This is a genomic window from Pseudomonas sp. S1_G07, assembly GCF_054668565.1.
Window position 1 is genome coordinate 1223149 of the sequence record NZ_CP162778.1, and the last position, 18080, is coordinate 1241228.

The following is an 18080-nucleotide window of genomic DNA, read 5'->3' on the forward strand; positions in this document are numbered from 1 at the left end:
TGAGAATTTGAAAAATGGATGTTCGCCAATTTGCCTTCCTGGCCCGCCAACCTTCTGCTGCCCTGAAGCCGCGCGACGCGTTCTTCGGCCTGCCCAAGCGCGGGCTGGCGCTGATCCTCGCCAACGCGCTGTTCTGGCAGCCGCTGCTGGCCCAGGCCGAGGGCATCGTGGTCAGCGCGCCAGGCACCACCGTGGGCGCGGCGGGCAATGGCGTACCCGTGGTGAACATTGCCACGCCCAACGGCAGCGGCTTGTCCCATAACCAGTTCAGCGACTACAACGTCGGCCCTAACGGCGTGATCCTCAACAACGCCAGCGGTGCCGTGGCCAACACCCAGCTGGGCGGCTACATCGTCGGCAACCCCAACCTCAAGGGCGGCGCCGCGAGCGTCATCCTCAACGAAGTCAATGGCGGCAACCCCAGCCAGTTACGCGGCTACACCGAAGTGGCAGGGCAGGCGGCCAAGGTCATCGTCGCCAACCCCCACGGCATCACCTGCAGTGGCTGCGGTTTCATCAACACGCCCAACGTCACCCTGACCACCGGCAAACCCATCATCGATCCGACCGGCCAACTGAAAAGCTACCAGGTCGACGGCGGCGCCGTGACCATCGACGGCCAGGGTCTGAACGCCAGCAACGTCGACCGCTTCGAAATCATCACCCGCTCGGCCAAGATCAACGCCCAGATCAACGCGCGCCAGCTCACCGTAGTTGCCGGGCGCAATGACGTGGATGCACAAACCCTGAACGCCACCGCGCGCGCCGACGACGGCAGCGCCAAGCCGGAGCTGGCCATCGACTCCAGCGCCCTGGGTGGCATGTACGCCGGCGCGATCAAGCTGGTGGGCACCGAAGCCGGTGTGGGCGTGAAGCTCGACGGCACGCTGGCGGCCAGTGGCGGTGATATTCAGTTGGACGCCAACGGGCGCCTGAGCATGGCGCAGGCGGCGGCTACTGCCGGTAACATCAAGGTCACCGCGCAGAACGTCGACCTTACCGACAAGGTCTACGCCAGCGGCAACGTGCACGTCACCAGCGCCCAGGCCCTGGTCAACCAAAAGAGCGTGGCGGCCGGCCAACGCATCGAACTCAACGCGACCAGCGTCACCAACCCCGGCATCGTCGAAGCCGGCGTCGCGCCCGACAACAGCCGCAACACCACCGGTGATCTGGTGGTGAACGCGCAAACCGTCAGCACCAGCGGCAACCTGCTGGCCAGCCGCAACCTGGCGATTACCGCCGCGCAGGCGTTGACCAACCAGGGTGCGATCATCCAGGCCAAAACCGTCGATGTCAGCAGCGCCAAACTGACCAACCAGGGCGCCACCGCGCGCCTGTTCGGCGAACAAAGCCTGGCGATCAACTCGCCGGCCATCGTCAACCTCGGCGGCCTGATTCGTTTTGGTGACGGCCAGGCCGCAAGCCTCAACAGCGCCTCGCTGGATAACCGCCAAGGCCGCATCGAAATGGCCGGCGGCAGCCTGCTGCTTACCAGTGCCGACCTGAACAACGGCGGCGGGCAAATCATCGCCAACACCCTGACCGTGAACGCGGGCCGCCTCAACAACCAGAACGGCGTCGTGGTCGCCGGCACCACCACCGTGAACGCCACCGACCTGGATAACAGCCTCAAGGGCCTGATCCAGGCCGACGCCGGCGTGCTCACCCTGAATGTCACCAACGCCTTCAACAACAGCCAAGGCTTTGCCCAGGCCAGCACGGATCTGAACCTCAACGCCGGCAGCCTCAGCAGTAACGCCAATGGCGTGCTGAGCGCCGACACCGGCAAGCTCACCCTCGTGACTGCGCAACAGCTCAACAACGCACAGGGCCGTTTGCAGGCAGGCAAGGGCGATATCGAACTGCATGCCGCGAGCCTGGATAACCAGGCCGGCGTAATTGTCGGCAAGCAACTGTTGCTCGACGCCGCCGACATCGACAACCGCGCCGGCACCGTGCTGGGCAACGCCGTCGACGTGACCGCCAAGACCCTCAACAACAGCAGCAAAGGCTCGCTGATCAGCGATGCCGGTGACGTGACGCTCACCATCAGCGACCTGCTGACCAACACCGGCGGCGCGATCGATGCCGGTGAACGCAGCGTACTGGTCAAACAGCTCACCACCCTCAACAACAGCGGCGGCCTGCTGCGTGGCAAGCGCCTGGACATCACCGCGCAGCATCTGAACAACGATAACGGCCAACTGTTGGCCGGCAACCTCGGCCTGAACTACAGCGGCCAGGAGCTGAGCAACCGCAAAGGCTTGATCCTCAGCGGCGGTGCCCTCACCGAATTGACCACCGGCAGCCTGGACAACCAGGGCGGCACCGTGCAGGGCGATGCCCTGACCGTCACCGCCGACTCGGTCGACAACGGCAGCGACGGCCTGATGGCGAGCCTGATCGGCGACCTGCAACTGACCGTCGAAACCCTGGCCAACCGTGGCGGCAAGCTGTTCGGCAAAGAGCAGGTGACCGTCAGCGGCGCCACCCTCGACAACAGCGCGGGCGGCCAGATCAGCGGCAAACAGCTGACCTTCACGTCACGCGATACCTTGACCAACCGGGGTGGCCTGATCGAGGCCAACCAGGGCCTGACCGTCGGTGGTGGCAACCTCGACAACAGCGCAGGCGGTCAACTGCGCGCCTTGAACGGGGCCACCAGCAGTATCAACTTGAGCGGCGCAGTCAATAACCAGAACGGCATTCTGGAGTTTGGCAGCCAAGGCTTCAGCCTCGACGCCGCCAGCCTGAACAACCAGTCCGGTGTGCTGCAGCACGCCGGCAGCGGCCTGATGCGTGTCCACACCGCCAGCCTCACCGGCAGCCAGGGCAACATCAACGGCATGGGCACCGCCGACTGGGCATTCGGCAAAGTCGATGGCCTGGGCCGTGTGCAACTCAACGAAGTCATCACCTATAAAAGCAGTCAGGCGCTGGCGCTGAAAGCCGGTGACCGCATGGCCAGCAGCAAGGGCCTGGTGCTCGACGTGGCCAGCCTGGATAACGGCGGCGAACTGCTCAGCGACGGTGACCTGAGCATCACCACCGGCGACATGAGCAACAGCGGCCGCGTATCGGCCCTGCAAACGCTCACCGTTACAGCCAATAACCTGAGCCAGAACGGCGGCCGTCTGGTCGGCACCAACACCCGTCTGAGCCTGACCGGCACCCTCGACAGCCTCGGTTTCCTCACCGCACGTCAGCAGCTGGATATCGCGGCGGCGCAGATCAATAACCGTGGCTCCTTGGGCGCCCAGGGCGCGGTGAACCTGACCGCCGTGAATGGCATCACCAACGCCGCCGATTCGCTGCTGTTCAGCGGCGGCGACATGACCTTGCGCAGCAATGGTTTCAGCAACCTCTATGGCGATGTCTACAGCAAAGGCAACTTGAGCTTCGCCGCGCGCGATGGCGGGCGTGCCGCGCTGTTCAGCAACCGTTCCGGCACCGTGGAAAGCGAAGGCTCGATCGGCATCAATGCGGGCTTTATCGAAAACGCCAAAGATGAATTCGAACTCGGGCAGACGCTGACCACCGGCAGCTTGAGTTGGATCTGTGGCCAGCACTGCGGCGAAAAAGACTGGTGGGAAAAAGGCATAATCACCATCTACGAGACGTACCTTGAGGCGGCGACCAAGGATTCGGCATCGGCGCGCCTGGTAGCTGGCAAAAACATGCTGCTGCAAGGCGACAATGTGCAGAACCGCTACAGCCTGATGGCCGCCAATGGCGATCTGAGTATCACCGCCGGTGACCTGCTGAACCAGGGTGCAGCTACGCGCACGGGGCAGCGCAAGATTGTCATCAGCACGCCAGGTCGCGTTTCCGACGATTTGTTTGAGCTCATGCAATATGTCGATGTTCCCGCTTTCAATGCGGCCACGGCGGCTGGGCATTTCGATAAGGCGCGCTTCGAAGAACTGAAAAACCGCTCACCCAATAGCTTGCCTTTCGCCCACATAAGCGACGTCACCACCTGGACCCCCAACGCTGGCCATGAGTACGACGCCACGCTCCAGGCCGGTGGTAAGGTGGATCTCTCCAAAGTCACCCGCAACGTGCAAAACGGTACGCTGCACGAAAACACCCTGGCACAACTGACCGGCACCCTGGGCGACGACCAGACCGGCGTCCCGGTCGGTGGCATCAACATCAACCTGAGCAAACACGCCAACGACCCCAGCGCCCAGGCGCCTGGCAGCGTACTGCCGGTGGTCACCCCCGCAGCGGGGGGCGGTTTCGTACCCGTGGACTACACCGGCGTAGCCTTCGCCCCGGTCGACCCCACCACCTCGCCCAACTTCCAACTGCCCAAGGGCGAGTACGGCCTGTTCGTCAAAAACGCCGACCCCACCAGCCATTACCTGATCGAAACCAACCCGGAATTTGCCAGCCTTACCGGCTTCTTCAGCTCCGACTACATGCTCGGCAAACTCGGCTTTACCAGCGATAACGCCTGGCGCCGCCTCGGCGATGGCCAATACGAAAGCCGCCTGATCCGAGACGCGGTGCTCGCGCAAACCGGCCAACGCTTCCTCGCCGGCGGCCTCTACAGCGACGCCGACCAGTTCCGCTACCTGATGGACAACGCCCTGGCCAGCAAAGACGCCCTGCGCCTGAGCCTCGGCGTATCCCTCACCCGCCAGCAAGTCGGCGCCCTGACCCACGACATCGTGTGGATGGAAAACCGCGTGGTCGACGGCCAGACCGTCCTTGTGCCCGTGCTCTACCTGGCCCAGGCCGAGTCGCGCAACGTGCGCGGCAACAGCCTGATCCAGGGCCGTGACCTCAACCTGTTCACTGGCGGCGACCTGATCAACGTCGGCACCCTGCGCGCCAGCAACAACCTCTCCGCGACCGCCGCCGGCAGCCTCTACAACGGCGGCCTGATCGAAGCCGGCAACAACCTGACGTTGCTGGCTCAGGACAGCATCCGCAACGCCATGGCCGGCGAAATTCGCGGCAAGCAAGTGAGCATGGCGGCGGTTCGAGGTGACATCACCAACGACAACACCGCCATCCAGGTGCGCGACGGCGCCGGCATGCGCACCCTCACCGACAATGGCTCCAGCCTCATCGTCGCTCGCGAAAACCTGGCCATGAACGCTGGCCGCGACCTCATCACCCGAGGCGCCCTCACAGGTGGCACCGACGTCACCTTAACCGCCGGCCGCGACATCAGCCTCCTGCCTGTCAGCGACACCAGCGTGAAACACACTTTCAGCGACGGCGGCCACAAATCCAGCATCACCACCGACGTCAAAAACCGCGCCGCCACCGTCACCGCAGGCGGCAACCTGAACATGAAGGCCGGGCAGGACGTCAACATCATCGGCAGCAATGCCACCGCCGGCAAAGACTTCAACGTCGACGCCGGGCGTGACTTCAACGTGGCATCGGTCAGCGACGTGCACAACGTCGAGGGCAAGGAGAAGCACGGCAAAAAACGCATCAAGACAGCGGACGAGCAGACCACGCAAGTGGCGAGCGTGCTGACGGCGGGTGGGAATTTCACCAGCCAGGCCGGGCGTGACACGACGCTGGTGGCGAGCAGGATCAGTGCGGGGAATGAGGCTTATCTGTATAGCGGGGATAAGTTGAGTTTGTTGGCGGCTGAGAACAGCACGCACACGCTGTATGACATGAAGAAAAACAGCGGCTGGGGTTCCAAAAAGACCCAGCGCGATGAGGTAACGCGCATTACCAACGTCGGCACTGAAATCAAGACCGGCGGCGACCTGATACTCAAGAGTGAAGGAGATCAGACCTATCAACTTGCCAAGCTTCAAAGCGGCAAGGACATCACCCTGGATAGTGGTGGCGCGATTACTTTTGAAACGGTCAAGGATCTGCATCAAGAGAGCCATGAGAAGAGCAATAACAACGCGTTTTGGGTTTCTTCCAAGGGCAAGGGCAACACCGACGAGACCGTCCGCCAGAGTCAGCTGATCGCCGAAGGCAATGTTGCGATTAAAGCTGTTGCCGGTTTGAAGATCGACATCAACCAAGTCAATCAGGAGGCAGTCAGCCAGTCCATTGATGCGATGGTTAAGGCCGATCCACAGTTGGCTTGGATCAAGGATGCTGAGAAGCGTGGCGATGTGGACTGGAGGCAGGTTAAGGAGATCCACGACAGCTTCAAGTACAGCAACTCGGGGCTGGGGCCGGCGTCGCAGATCATTATTGCGATTGTGATGGCGGCAGTGGTTGGGCCGCTGGCGGCAGGCGCAATGGGCACCGCTACTGGAGGCATGGTTGCTGCCGGAACCATTTCCGTAGAAACGGCGGCCGGCATTTCAGCTGCGGCAGGTGCCGTTGCAGCAGGGGCAGCGACCAATGCAACCGTCAGTGTCGTTAATAACCGAGGCAACCTGGGCGCGGTATTCAAGGACGTAACCTCTTCGGATGCGATGAAGGGGTACGTTATTGCAGGAGCAACAGCCGGTTTGACTGCCGCTTATTTCGATGGTTGGACGGGTACCAAGACCGAGTACGGGACAGGGAATATTACGTCTCCGCCTTTGAATACATGGGCCGGGGCTGGGCAGTTTGCTGCGAATCAGACGTTGCAGAACGGCACGTCGATGCTTGTTGGCAAGGCTTTAGGACAAGGTGGAAGTGGCAGTGACGCACTGAAAAGCGCGCTATTCAACACGCTTGCGGCAGTCAGCTTTAATGCTGTGGGGGACTATACAAAAGGGCGTTTGACCGACGGATATCCTCCGAAAATCATCGTTCATGCAATGGTGGGTGGTTTGCTTGCAGAGGCTACTGGGGACGATTTTAAAACTGGTGCTTTGGCAGCCGGAATCAATGAAGCTGTAGTTGGCCACTTGAACACCCTAGTCAAGGGCAACAAGACCCTTCTCTCGATGAGCTCTCAAATCGTAGGTGTAATTGCGGCTGCTACGCAGCAGGATGCCGACGCTAAATCGTTGGAAAAGGGTGGCTGGGTGGCGAAAAACGCCACGCAGTACAACCATGCTCTTCACAAATCCCAAACCGATGCGCTGGATGAGCAGCGACGCTTCCATCCTGAGAAAGCTGATCGTTTGAACGCAGCTGCCTGCGCATTGGCTCGCTGCGCAGAGTCGATTCCGACCGACGATCCTACCTACGGTAAGTTCAAGGCACTTCAGGATAGCGGGGCTACTTATAGTGAAGAGATTGCGCTGCTTCAAGCAACCGGCCAGTTCGGTGGGCGTAGTTGGAAGGATTGGAGCGATGACACACTTAATGCTCATGGCAAGGCCGTACAGGTCGTTGGCGCGAGCAAGGATACTGCCCTCGGGCTCACGGGAGGAGCCGCGGCATATGCAGGGATGTTGGTTTCGTCACCTGCCTGTGTCGGCGTAGTTACGTGTGCGTTACCGGTCGGCCTGGGTGCACTGGGCACCACTTCAATGGTGAGTGCCTGGGACTCGGCGAGCCAAATTACGGCGGATTTCAGGTCCAGCGAGCCTGAAAAAGTTGCGGCTTCTTTTTATCCTGAAACCTTTCCGGGAGAGTCAAGTGCGACGTCTGACTTGGCAACCCGTACAGCTAAATCGGTAGCGCTGGCGGCGTTGTTCGGCGGGGCTGGTAAATATTTTAGTGGAAAATTAGCTGGAGAAGCGTCCAGCGCAGCGGCTACGAAAGAACTTCCGGCTCCTAATCGAAGTGGGTTGGACCTTTCCAAGGTCGACGTTTTGACTATAAGGGATGCGCGGAAATTAGATGGCGAAAACAGAGGTCTGATTTTCGTCCAGGAGCCTCAAGGAGACTTTGCTAAACCGTTCGTTAAGTTCGAAGCGGGTACAACAGGGGCATTTTCTGATGTTCTATCGCAGCGTAAAGCAGTCCCGGCAATAAGATTTGACAATCCCAATCCGAACGGCAACAATTTTGTGAAGTTTGACGGTATAGAGGATATTAACGGTATCACCTTGATTGATCGAAAAACGGCGCTAACTACATTTGATAAACAGATACAGAGCGTTCAGCGAGTATCGGCAGCGCTAAAGCAGAATCCGGGAGTTAAGGCGGTTTTTGAGTTTCCCAATCAAAAAGCAGCTGATAGGGCAACAGATATCCTTGTTGAGCAAAATATCAGAAATATTTCTGTAAGGGTGGCACCTTAATGACTAAATATAAGCTTGAATTTCGACATAGACCTAATTTTTCAGAGTCTATCGAAGATAGGCATAATGATTTTTTGAGAGCTGTAAGCGATTTGGGCGTTCCATGGGGTTTGAACGATTCCCTTAAAGTTCCCCCTATTGGAAGCGAGTTGGTGACCTCGGTGTCATTAGATAAGCTACTTCCAGTCGGCGTTAAAGGTCGTATTTCATACGCCCTGCGAGATCAGAAGTATCTGGAAGATGATGCGCAGTTTGATGATACTCTATTTATTGAATTTACTGCTTCAAAAGTCGACTATTCAGATTTGTTGAAAGTTGTTTTTCCTAGATATATTAAGGCGTTTGGTTCCTATCGCTCCGCTTTGCATGATTGGAGTGTTACGAGAAGCGATTGGCCTTTAGTGGTAGAAGCTTGTGAAGCTACAAAGAAAGACGTCAATGGTAGGGATGGTGTTTTTCGTATAAATGCAGCGAATTATTTCGATAAGGAATTGTGTTTTCGTGCTTTTGGAAAGGGACCTCGTGAACTTGTTGATTTAATAAGTGACTATGTAGAAGAAGTGCGTGAGTTTGAAGATGGAGTTTTGATTGTGATTAGTTATGATCCGCTATCTGCCGACGAGCTCCTCAGTGCGGGTGATCGACTAAAAAGCTTGGTGATTTGATTGTTTTTTTGGTCAAGATGGTCGGTGTAGGGCTGTTTTGACTGGGCCTGGTAGAGTTGTTGGGAAGATTCTGCTTTTATGGTTCTTTAATAAAATGGTTTTATATATCGGCCGGGCAGTTATGGTTTAACTGCCCGGATTCTGCTTTAGATCTTCGAGTTTAATTTCCGTCCAATAACATCCAGCAGATCGCACCCATCCCGCAGCGGTATAGCCAGCAGCAGCGCAAAATCATGCAACACAACCGCATCACTGCTGATATCCTCCCGAAATGCCAGATTCTCCAAAAACTGAGTCACCGCACGAATACGATACGCTGCAGCCTCATGGAGGACATCGAGGGGCGCTTGCGTGTCGATCACCAACGCGGGAATGCTTGAGTCGTGGCCTGTTAATGGCATGTATCGGTTCATGTTTAAGCTCTCTACTTAAGTGATAAATGCCATCACTCAAACGTCGCCAAACGCATGGGTGACAGCTGTACGCAGGTTGGCGAACCGGCAGTAGAGAAAACCGGCAGACCCGAAGGTCTCCCGCGCACAGCCGTCATAAAACGACTTTGCAGGCGCGCAAGTGGCTGCAAAAAAGCCACCAGCTTGCGCATTCTCTACCGTCAGGTCGCCAAACCTGAATCGCCATGGGGGCGACCGGCGGACTATAAGTCCTTGATGCAAAAACGCGCAAGGCATCAAAACAGCAAAGACGCGCTGCGCCTGAGCCTCGGCGTCTCCCTCACCGGCCAGCAAGTCGGCGCACTGACCCACGACATCGTGTGGATGGAAAACCGCGTCATTGACGGCCAGACCGTCCTCGTGCCCGTGCTCTACCTTGCCCAGGCGGAGTCGCGCAACGTGCGCGGCAACAGCCTGATCCAGGGCCGCGACCTGATCAACGTCGGCACCCTGCGCGCCAGCAACAACCTCTCCGCCGTCAGCAGCGGCAGCCTCTACACCGGCGGCCTGGTCGAAGCCGGCAACAACCTGACCTTGTTGGCCCGGGACAGCATCCGCAACGCCATGGCCGGTGAAATTCGCGGCACCCAAGTCAACCTCGCTGCCCTCAAAGGCGACATCACCAACGACACCACCGCGATTCAAGTGCGCGACGGCGCCGGCATGCGCACTCTCACCGACAACGGCACAAGCACCATCAGCGCCCGCGACAACCTGGTGATGGAGGCCGGTCGCGACCTCATCAATCGCGGCGCCCTCGCAGGCGGCAACGACGTCACCCTCACCGCTGGCCGCGACCTCAGCCTGCTGCCCGTCAGCGATACCCGCGTGAAGCACGAATTCAGCGACGGCGGGCACAAATCCAGCATCACCACCGACGTCAAAAACCTCGCCGCCAGCGTTACGGCGGGGGGCAATCTGAATATGAAGGCTGGGCAGGATGTAAACATCATCGGCAGCACGGCCACCGCTGGCAAAGACATCAATGTCGACGCCGGGCGCGATTTCAACGTGGTGTCGGTCAGCGATGTGCACAACGTTGAGGGCAAGGAGAAGCACGGCAAGAAGCGCATCAAGACCTCAGACGAGCAGACCACCCAAGTGGCGAGTGTGTTGACGGCGGGTGGGGATTTCAGAAGTCAGGCCGGGCGTGACACGACGCTGGTAGCTAGCAAGATCAGTGCTGGGAATGAGGCTTATCTGTACAGCGGGGATAAGCTGAACCTGCTGGCGGCGCAGAACAGCACGCATACCTTGTATGACATGAAGGAGAAGGGCGGCTGGGGCGCGAAGAAGACCAAGCGGGATGAAGTCACCCGCGTCACGAATGTGGGGACCGAGATCAAGACTGGTGGTGATCTGTCGCTTATCAGCGGCGGCGATCAGTTGTATCAGCGAGCCAAGCTAAACAGCGGCAAGGACCTGGCGATCACCAGTGGCGGCGCGGTGACGTTCGAGGCGGTCAAAGACCTGCATCAAGAAAGCCACGAGAAGAGCAAGAGTGACTTGGCGTGGACCAGCGCCAAGGGCAAGGGTAATACCGACGAGACGCTTCGCCAGAGTGAACTGGTGGCGCAGGGGGCGTTGGCAATCAAGGCCGTCAACGGGCTGAAGATTGATATCAAATAGATCGATCAGAATACGGTTAGTCAGACGATTGATGTGATGGTCAAGGCGGATCCGCAGTTAGCTTGGTTGAAAGAGGCCTAGAAGCGTGGGGATGTGGATTGGCGGCATGTGAAGGAGTTGCATGACTCCTTTAAATACAGCCACTCCAGCCTCGGTCAAGGCGCAATGCTGGCAATCATCATTGTTGTCACTGTGTTGACGGCAGGAGCGGCCAGTGCACTTGCTGCCTCTGCAGGGAGCGCAGTCGGCGCGGGCTCGACCATGGCAGCTGCGACAGCCGCTACTGCTGCGACGTCGACCACCGCTGCAGTTGCAGGAACTGCGGCTGGGTTGGGCAACGTTATCGCAACGGCCTCGTTGACTTCGCTCGCTAGCACCGGCGTTGTTAGCACCATAAATAATAAAGGCAACCTGGGAGCAGCATTCAAGGAAACATTCAGCAGCGACAGCCTGAAACAATCGCTGATCGCGGGTGCTTCCGCAGGCTTTGTGAATTACGCCAGCGGCAATTGGTTCGGCGCGCAGAGTGACCCCGTAACTAACAAAGTAAGCGGCCCTAGCGTCGTGCCTCATTGGAACGACCCGGCAGCTATTGGTCGTTTTGGAACGATTCAACTGGCTGGTGGTGCAGTACGCGGGACACTTTCTGAAGCGCTGGGGCAAGGCAGCTTCAAGGATGCAATGAAAGGAAGTCTTTTCGATGTGCTGCAGGCTACTGCGTTCACAGGTGTGGGTGATTTCGGTACTGCTTTCAAACTGCAAGACAGTTGCTTAAGCAAAACTGCATTGCATGCCGTCGTAGGTGGGTTGCTTTCAGAGGCAATGGGCGGAGACTTCAAAACAGGAGCGATTGCTGCAGGTGCTAATGAGGCGCTCATTGTGGCGCTGGACAAATCACCGCTACTAAGTAGTAATGATCCCGCAGAGCATGATCGGCTAGTCAATGCGGCGTCCAAGCTGGTGGGATTGCTCGCTGCCGCAACAGTCGATGGCGATGTTGCCATGGGTTCTGAAATTGCCGGCAATGCGCAATCTTATAACCGAAAACTTCATGCGCTTGAGCAAAAACGTATAGATGAAGAAGCGAAAAAGCTTGAAGGTTCCCACGTTAAAAGTCGCTCCGGGTTAGCGTGGGGCGACCTGCTTACTTATGTTGCGGAAGGCGAAGTTGACGATCAGTCCTCTCGGAAATTAAGTGATGCATTGGATAAGTACGGTCCGAACAATCCAACGGGTCAGCGACTGCTTGAAGATTTGGACACAGCTCAAAATGTTATTTCTAAAATACAGAACGAAAAGGTTTTACTTACATGGTCTGATGGTTCACCTATCGTAGCCCATGGTGAGAAAGTTTATGCATTTGGCGCAACTTCAAAGCAGTTCGACGATTCGCTTCTGTTTAATTCTTCAAGTGGAACTACTTATAAAAATGCTGATGGTGGCGCGAGCATTGTCCCTGATAAATGGGTGGAACAGTACGGTGAAGCCGTCGCTACTAAAAAACTTCGTGAAATTGGTGCCGTCAGCAGCGATGTTGAAGTTTCGACAGAGCAATGGACGACGTTGCGAAACCATCTCCACTCTAACGACAGCGCTAATGGAAATATAGATTTAGAAGTGCTGGCAGCATTGTTGTTCAAAGGGCGACCGGCAGAAGCTACCTTTCCTACTGCGACGAAAGAGTTGGTAGGCCGAGAAATACTGGCCGGAACCGAAACGAAGACGTTGAAGGAGCGTGTGCTTGAGTTTAAAGCTAGCCGTCAAGCGGCAGAGGATACTCCCCCGAAATTTGAAGCACCTCCTGATGGGTATCCTGATGCAAAAGAGGTAGAGGCTTTAGTTAATGCTGAAAAGGCCGCTTTGGAGCGCATCGGAGGCAACCCGAAAGGGCCTGATTTGACGGAGAAACTGCCTCATTCGGTACTTGATCAGCAAAGCGCAAAAAGGCTTGGAGGTGAGGTTGATGACTTACTGCCAAACCTCAATACCCGCGTACTTACCGAGACTGAAGCAAGAGCCTTAGGTGGTGAGAATAAAGGTCTGATTTATGTTGCTGAAGGTCCGAAAGGGAAGCCAGCTGCGCAGGACTTTCAGGCCGGTACCAATGGCGCGTTTAGTGATTTAACTACCGGTAAAGGAGGGGGGCCGGCTCTGCGCTATACTAATCCTAACGACAAAGGTGTAAATTTCATTAAGTTTGACGGAATTGAGGCGGCTGTTGATGGTTCATCCGTTATGTTAATTGATGCAAAGACAAAATTGGCTATTTGGAGCCCTTCAACGCAAAAGTCGGTTATGGATACTTTGCAGCGTGTGAAAGCCGCCGTGGATCAGAATCCCGGGTATAAAGTTGTATATGAGTTTCCGAACCAAAAAGTTGAGGCGCAGGCTAAGGCTTTTATTCGTTCCAATGGTTTTGATAAGGTTGTTAGTACTAGGACAAGAGCCCAATGAGTGCAGCAGATATAGAACTATGGATTAACGCGCGTCCTGACAGAACACTATCTATAAGCCAGCGACATGCTGATGTCATGAATAGGCTGTCTCGGATTGGTGCCCCTTTAGGCTTCGCAGGTCTTGAGCTTCCGGCTACCCCGGATTGCGGCGACGGGTTGGTTGCTACCTATACAGTTAAGCTTCCCATCAGAGGGCTCCGGTTTGTGGGGGACTATACGTATCGTGGTGATCGATACGTATATGAAGATATGGCTTCCTATGACGAGCACTTGCGTTTCGGGTTTAAGATATCAAACAAAGCTATTAATTATGCCGTTGTCTTGAATGAACATTTTCCGAATATGGTTGAGGCGTTCAGAGGGTATAAGGCTCACGTATCCTATGATCTGTACGGTCTGTATTATCAAGGGGGACTGAACGATGATAATTCGATTTATAAACGGTTGCGTGAGGACAAAACTGTAGATATTGATGGGCGCAACAATATCTATACACTCTATCCTGCCCAGTTCTGGGATGCGGCTCTTTGTCAGCGTGCTCTAGGCTATGGCCCTGATGAAGTAATTGCGCGACTGCAAGGCATATGTCGTATGGCGGTACGTCTGATGGATGGGGTTTATTTAGTTCTTAACGATGACCCGAATATGTCATATGAAAATTTTGTAGAAATGAATGAGCAGTTCAAGCCAATCTTGGGGCTAGTCTAGTGGGTATATCTTGAAGAAAAAGATGAATAGAGGAAAAAATGGCAAATCTATTTGCGCGTGGAACCGTTAGGTGAAAAATCAAATATAGAAAATATTTTAGTGTTTATGTTTTATAAGGTTGGTCTGAATAGTTCTTTAAAAATTTGGTGTTCATTTTTATCTACTTTAGATTTGATAAACAGGGTGGTTATCTATTAACCGCCCCCATTTTTACAGAGTTTGCGTATTCAGCTTCCGTCCAACCACATCCAGCAGATCACACCCATCCCTCAGCGGGATAGCTAGCAACAGCGCGCAATCATGTAGCACAACGGCATCACTGCTGATCTCCTCCCGAAATGCCAGATTCTCCAAAAATTGCGTCACTGCGCGAATACGATACGCGGCGGCGTCATAGAGAACATCAATGGGCGCTTGCGTGTCGATCATCAGCGCGGGAATGGTTGAGTCATGGCCTCTTAATGGTATGTATCGGTTCATGTTTAAGCTCTCTACTTAAGTGATAAATGCCATCACTCAAATGTCGTCAAACGCATGGGTGACAGCTATACGCAGGTTGGCGAACCGGCAGTAGAGAAAACCGGCAGATCCGAGGTCTCCCACGCACAGCCGTCATAAAACGACTTTGCAGGCGCGCAAGTGGCTGCAAAAAAGCCACCAGCTTGCGCATTCTCTACCGTCAGGTCGTTAAAACTGAATCGCCATGGGGGCAACCGGCAGACATAAGTCCTTCGCGTAAAAACGCGCAAGGCATCAAAAGGCCAACGCTTCCTCGCTGGCGGCCTCTACAGCGACGCCGACCAGTTCCGCTACCTGATGGACAACGCCTTGGCCAGCAAAGACGCGCTGCGCCTGAGCCTGGGTGTCACCCTCACCCGCCAGCAAGTCGGCGCCCTGACCCACGACATTGTGTGGATGGAAAACCGTGTGGTCGACGGCCAGACCGTCCTGATGCCGGTGCTCTACCTGGCCCAGGCGGAGTCGCGCAACGTGCGCGGCAACAGCCTGATCCAGGGCCGCGACCTCAACCTGTTTACTGGCGGCGACCTGATCAACGTCGGCACCCTGCGCGCCAGCAACAACCTCTCCGCGACCGCCGCCGGCAGCCTCTACAACGGCGGCCTGATCGAAGCCGGCAACAACCTGACGTTGCTGGCTCAGGACAGCATCCGCAACGCCATGGCCGGCGAAATTCGCGGCAAGCAAGTGAGCATGGCGGCGGTTCGAGGTGACATCACCAACGACAACACCGCCATCCAGGTGCGCGACGGCGCCGGCATGCGCACCCTCACCGACAATGGCTCCAGCCTCATCGTCGCTCGCGAAAACCTGGCCATGAACGCTGGCCGCGACCTCATCACCCGAGGCGCCCTCACAGGTGGCACCGACGTGACCTTAACCGCCGGCCGCGACATCAGCCTCCTGCCTGTCAGCGACACCAGCGTGAAACACACCTTCAGCGACGGCGGGCACAAATCCAGCATCACCACCGACGTCAAAAACCGCGCCGCCACCGTCACCGCAGGCGGCAACCTGAACATGAAGGCCGGGCAGGACGTCAACATCATCGGCAGCAATGCCACCGCCGGCAAAGACTTCAACGTCGACGCCGGGCGTGACTTCAACGTGGCATCGGTCAGCGACGTGCACAACGTCGAGGGCAAGGAGAAGCACGGCAAAAAACGCATCAAGACAGCGGACGAGCAGACCACGCAAGTGGCGAGCGTGCTGACGGCGGGTGGGAATTTCACCAGCCAGGCCGGGCGTGACACGACGCTGGTGGCGAGCAGGATCAGTGCGGGGAATGAGGCTTATCTGTATAGCGGGGATAAGTTGAACCTGCTGGCGGCGCAGAACAGCACGCATACCTTGTATGACATGAAGGAGAACGGTGGCTGGGGCGCGAAAAAAGCCAAGCGCGACGAAGTCACCCAGACCACCAACGTCGGCACCGAAATCAAAACCGCCGGCAACCTCACGCTGGTCAGCAACGGTGACCAGCGCTACCAAGTCGCCAAGCTCAATAGCGGCAATGACCTGATTCTGAAAAGCGGCGGGGCCATCACCTTTGAAGGCGTGAAGGACTATCACGACGAGAGCCATACCAAGAGCAAGAGCAACATGGCTTGGTTCTCGATGAAGGGCAAAGGCAAGACCGATGAAACCTTGCGTCAGAGTGAGCTGGTAGCACAGGGGCAGACCGTCATCCAGGCCGTCAATGGTTTGAAGATCGACGTGAAGCAAGTCGACCAGCAAACCGTCAGCCAGACCATCGACGCGATGGTCAAGGCCGACCCGCAACTGGCCTGGCTCAAGGAAGCCGAGAAGCGCGGGGATGTGGATTGGCGTCAGGTCAAAGAACTGCATGATTCTTTCAAATACAGCAACTCGGGCCTGGGTGCCGGCGCGCAAATTATCATAGCGATCATTGTTACCTACTTCACGATGGGGGCTGCCAGCGGCGCAATCGCCGCCGCTGGAACGGGTACGTCGATGGCTGGGGCCACGGCTGCTGCCACCGCCACGTCTGCCGCAGGCTGGGCAAATGCTGCCGGCAGCGTCGTGCTTGGCGGCATGGCCAGTAATGGTGCAATCAGCACGATCAATAACCGTGGCAATTTGAGCGCAGTGTTTAAGGACGTAACTTCCAGCGACGCGATGCGAGGCTATGTAGTATCGGGCGTTACTGCGGGGTTAACCGCGGGGTTCTACGACGACTGGACCAGCACTCAGACAGGCACTACTACTGCGCTGCCGAACTCGGGTGTAGTGACATCTGCTAGCCCATTGAGTACCTGGCAAGGTGTTGGTCAATTTACTGCGAATCAGGTTCTGCAAAACGGCACATCGGCCATCCTGACTAAAGCGCTGGGAGGAGAGGCCAGCCTTGGGGATGCACTGCAAAGCAGCCTTGCCAATGCATTTGCTGCTTATGGCTTCAACATGATTGGTGACGTCTCTAAGAATCGGTTCGCCGACGGCGGTATCACCAAGATTGGGCTGCATGCATTGATGGGCGGGCTGGCAGCTGAAGCGGCTGGCGGCGATTTTCGTACCGGTGCGTTGGCAGCAGGTGTGAATGAAGCTCTTGTAGACAGCCTCGCCAAACAGTACGCCAGCATGCCGGAGGATAAGAGAAAAGGTTTGCTGGTGATGAGCTCGCAGTTGATTGGTGTGCTTGCGGCGTCGGTGGACAGTGATGCTGATGGCAAAAGCTTGCAGACCGGGGCTTGGGTTGCGGGCAACGCTACTCAGTACAACTGGCTATTGCATGGGGAGATAGAAGCGGCGGACAAAGCGCGTGAAGGATGCAATGCACGTGGAGGAGATGTCGCTGGTTGTAAGCGAAGTATCACGCAAGCGATGGACAGTCTTGATAAAGCTCGAAATATGGAGCGAGCTGATCAGATTCGTCAGGTGGATTTAGCTAACTATCAAGAAGGAATGACACCTGGAGAGTACAAGGATGCCTTGGATTCTTATTGGAATGGAATCGATAAAAACGAGCTAGTCTGGACTGGCTATGAACCCGCTCATGAGCTGGGATATATCGCCGGCGAAATGGGGTCTGGGTTTGTTAAGAGGGCTGTAGATTGGCCAGGTAAGGTCTATGACACGATCACTCACCTGACGGACATCCCGGCAAATCTACTTCAGGCGGGTAAGGATGGTGTCAATTGGATCAATAGCCCCATACCAGCACAGAGCCTCGAGCGGGCCGGCGACGAGCTGATTTTTGCAACCCCGGATAAGCTTGGCGGAATTGTGTTTGACGCAGCCACGGGGGCAATTACCGCGGGCGTGGGCGGCAAGGCAGTTGAGTGGATTGGTGGGCGTTGGACTCTACGTAGCAGCGCAAATACACTGCCCAGCAAGCCTATTGAATTTTCGGGTGGTACACCGACCCTAGAAGGGACTTCTTTCAGTCCAGATATCGTTAACCTCAGAAGTGCGGAGTTTTACGCTCTGTATGGAGATAATCCACTAAGAGGTGCAAAAGGAATACAAGCCACAGAGGCTGCTTTGCAAGTACCTGGAAGAGTG

5 protein-coding genes and 2 pseudogenes are annotated in these 18080 nt (G+C 56.5%); 5 read left to right on the forward strand and 2 right to left on the reverse strand.

Annotated features, from left to right (window positions below):
• The first annotated feature begins 14 nt into the window (after positions 1-14).
• Entirely contained in the window at positions 15-8126 is an 8112-nt protein-coding gene (locus AB4O05_RS05695; protein ID WP_460132376.1) for a two-partner secretion domain-containing protein, read from the forward strand.
• On the forward strand, positions 8126-8791 hold the full coding sequence (locus AB4O05_RS05700; RefSeq protein WP_460132375.1) for a hypothetical protein: 666 nt from the start codon (positions 8126-8128) through the stop codon (positions 8789-8791). Before AB4O05_RS05695 ends, AB4O05_RS05700 begins: the two co-directional genes overlap by 1 nt.
• A 146-nt stretch (positions 8792-8937) precedes the next feature.
• Here the strand turns inward: AB4O05_RS05700 and AB4O05_RS05705 are convergent, their stop codons facing one another.
• Entirely contained in the window at positions 8938-9192 is a 255-nt protein-coding gene (locus tag AB4O05_RS05705; RefSeq protein WP_460137663.1) for a hypothetical protein, read from the reverse strand.
• 264 nt (positions 9193-9456) lie between these two features.
• On the opposite strand from AB4O05_RS05705, the pseudogene AB4O05_RS05710 reads away from it, so the two are divergent.
• Together AB4O05_RS05710 and AB4O05_RS05715 are read left to right on the forward strand one after the other, a co-directional pair.
• Positions 9457-13326: pseudogene (locus AB4O05_RS05710) on the forward strand (DUF637 domain-containing protein).
• The gene (locus AB4O05_RS05715; protein WP_460132374.1) at positions 13323-14036 is read left to right on the forward strand and encodes a hypothetical protein; all 714 of its coding nucleotides are present in this window, start codon (positions 13323-13325) and stop codon (positions 14034-14036) included. The pseudogene AB4O05_RS05710 and the gene AB4O05_RS05715 overlap by 4 nt, the downstream one beginning before the upstream one ends.
• Positions 14037-14246: 210 nt before the next feature.
• Here AB4O05_RS05715 and AB4O05_RS05720 read toward each other — a convergent pair whose 3' ends face one another.
• On the reverse strand, positions 14247-14516 hold the full coding sequence (locus AB4O05_RS05720) for a hypothetical protein (protein ID WP_460132373.1): 270 nt from the start codon (positions 14514-14516) through the stop codon (positions 14247-14249).
• A gap of 270 nt (positions 14517-14786) precedes the next feature.
• Here AB4O05_RS05720 and AB4O05_RS05725 point away from each other — a divergent pair.
• A pseudogene (locus tag AB4O05_RS05725) lies at positions 14787-17139 on the forward strand (DUF637 domain-containing protein); the annotation flags it as partial.
• Positions 17140-18080: the final 941 nt, after the last annotated feature.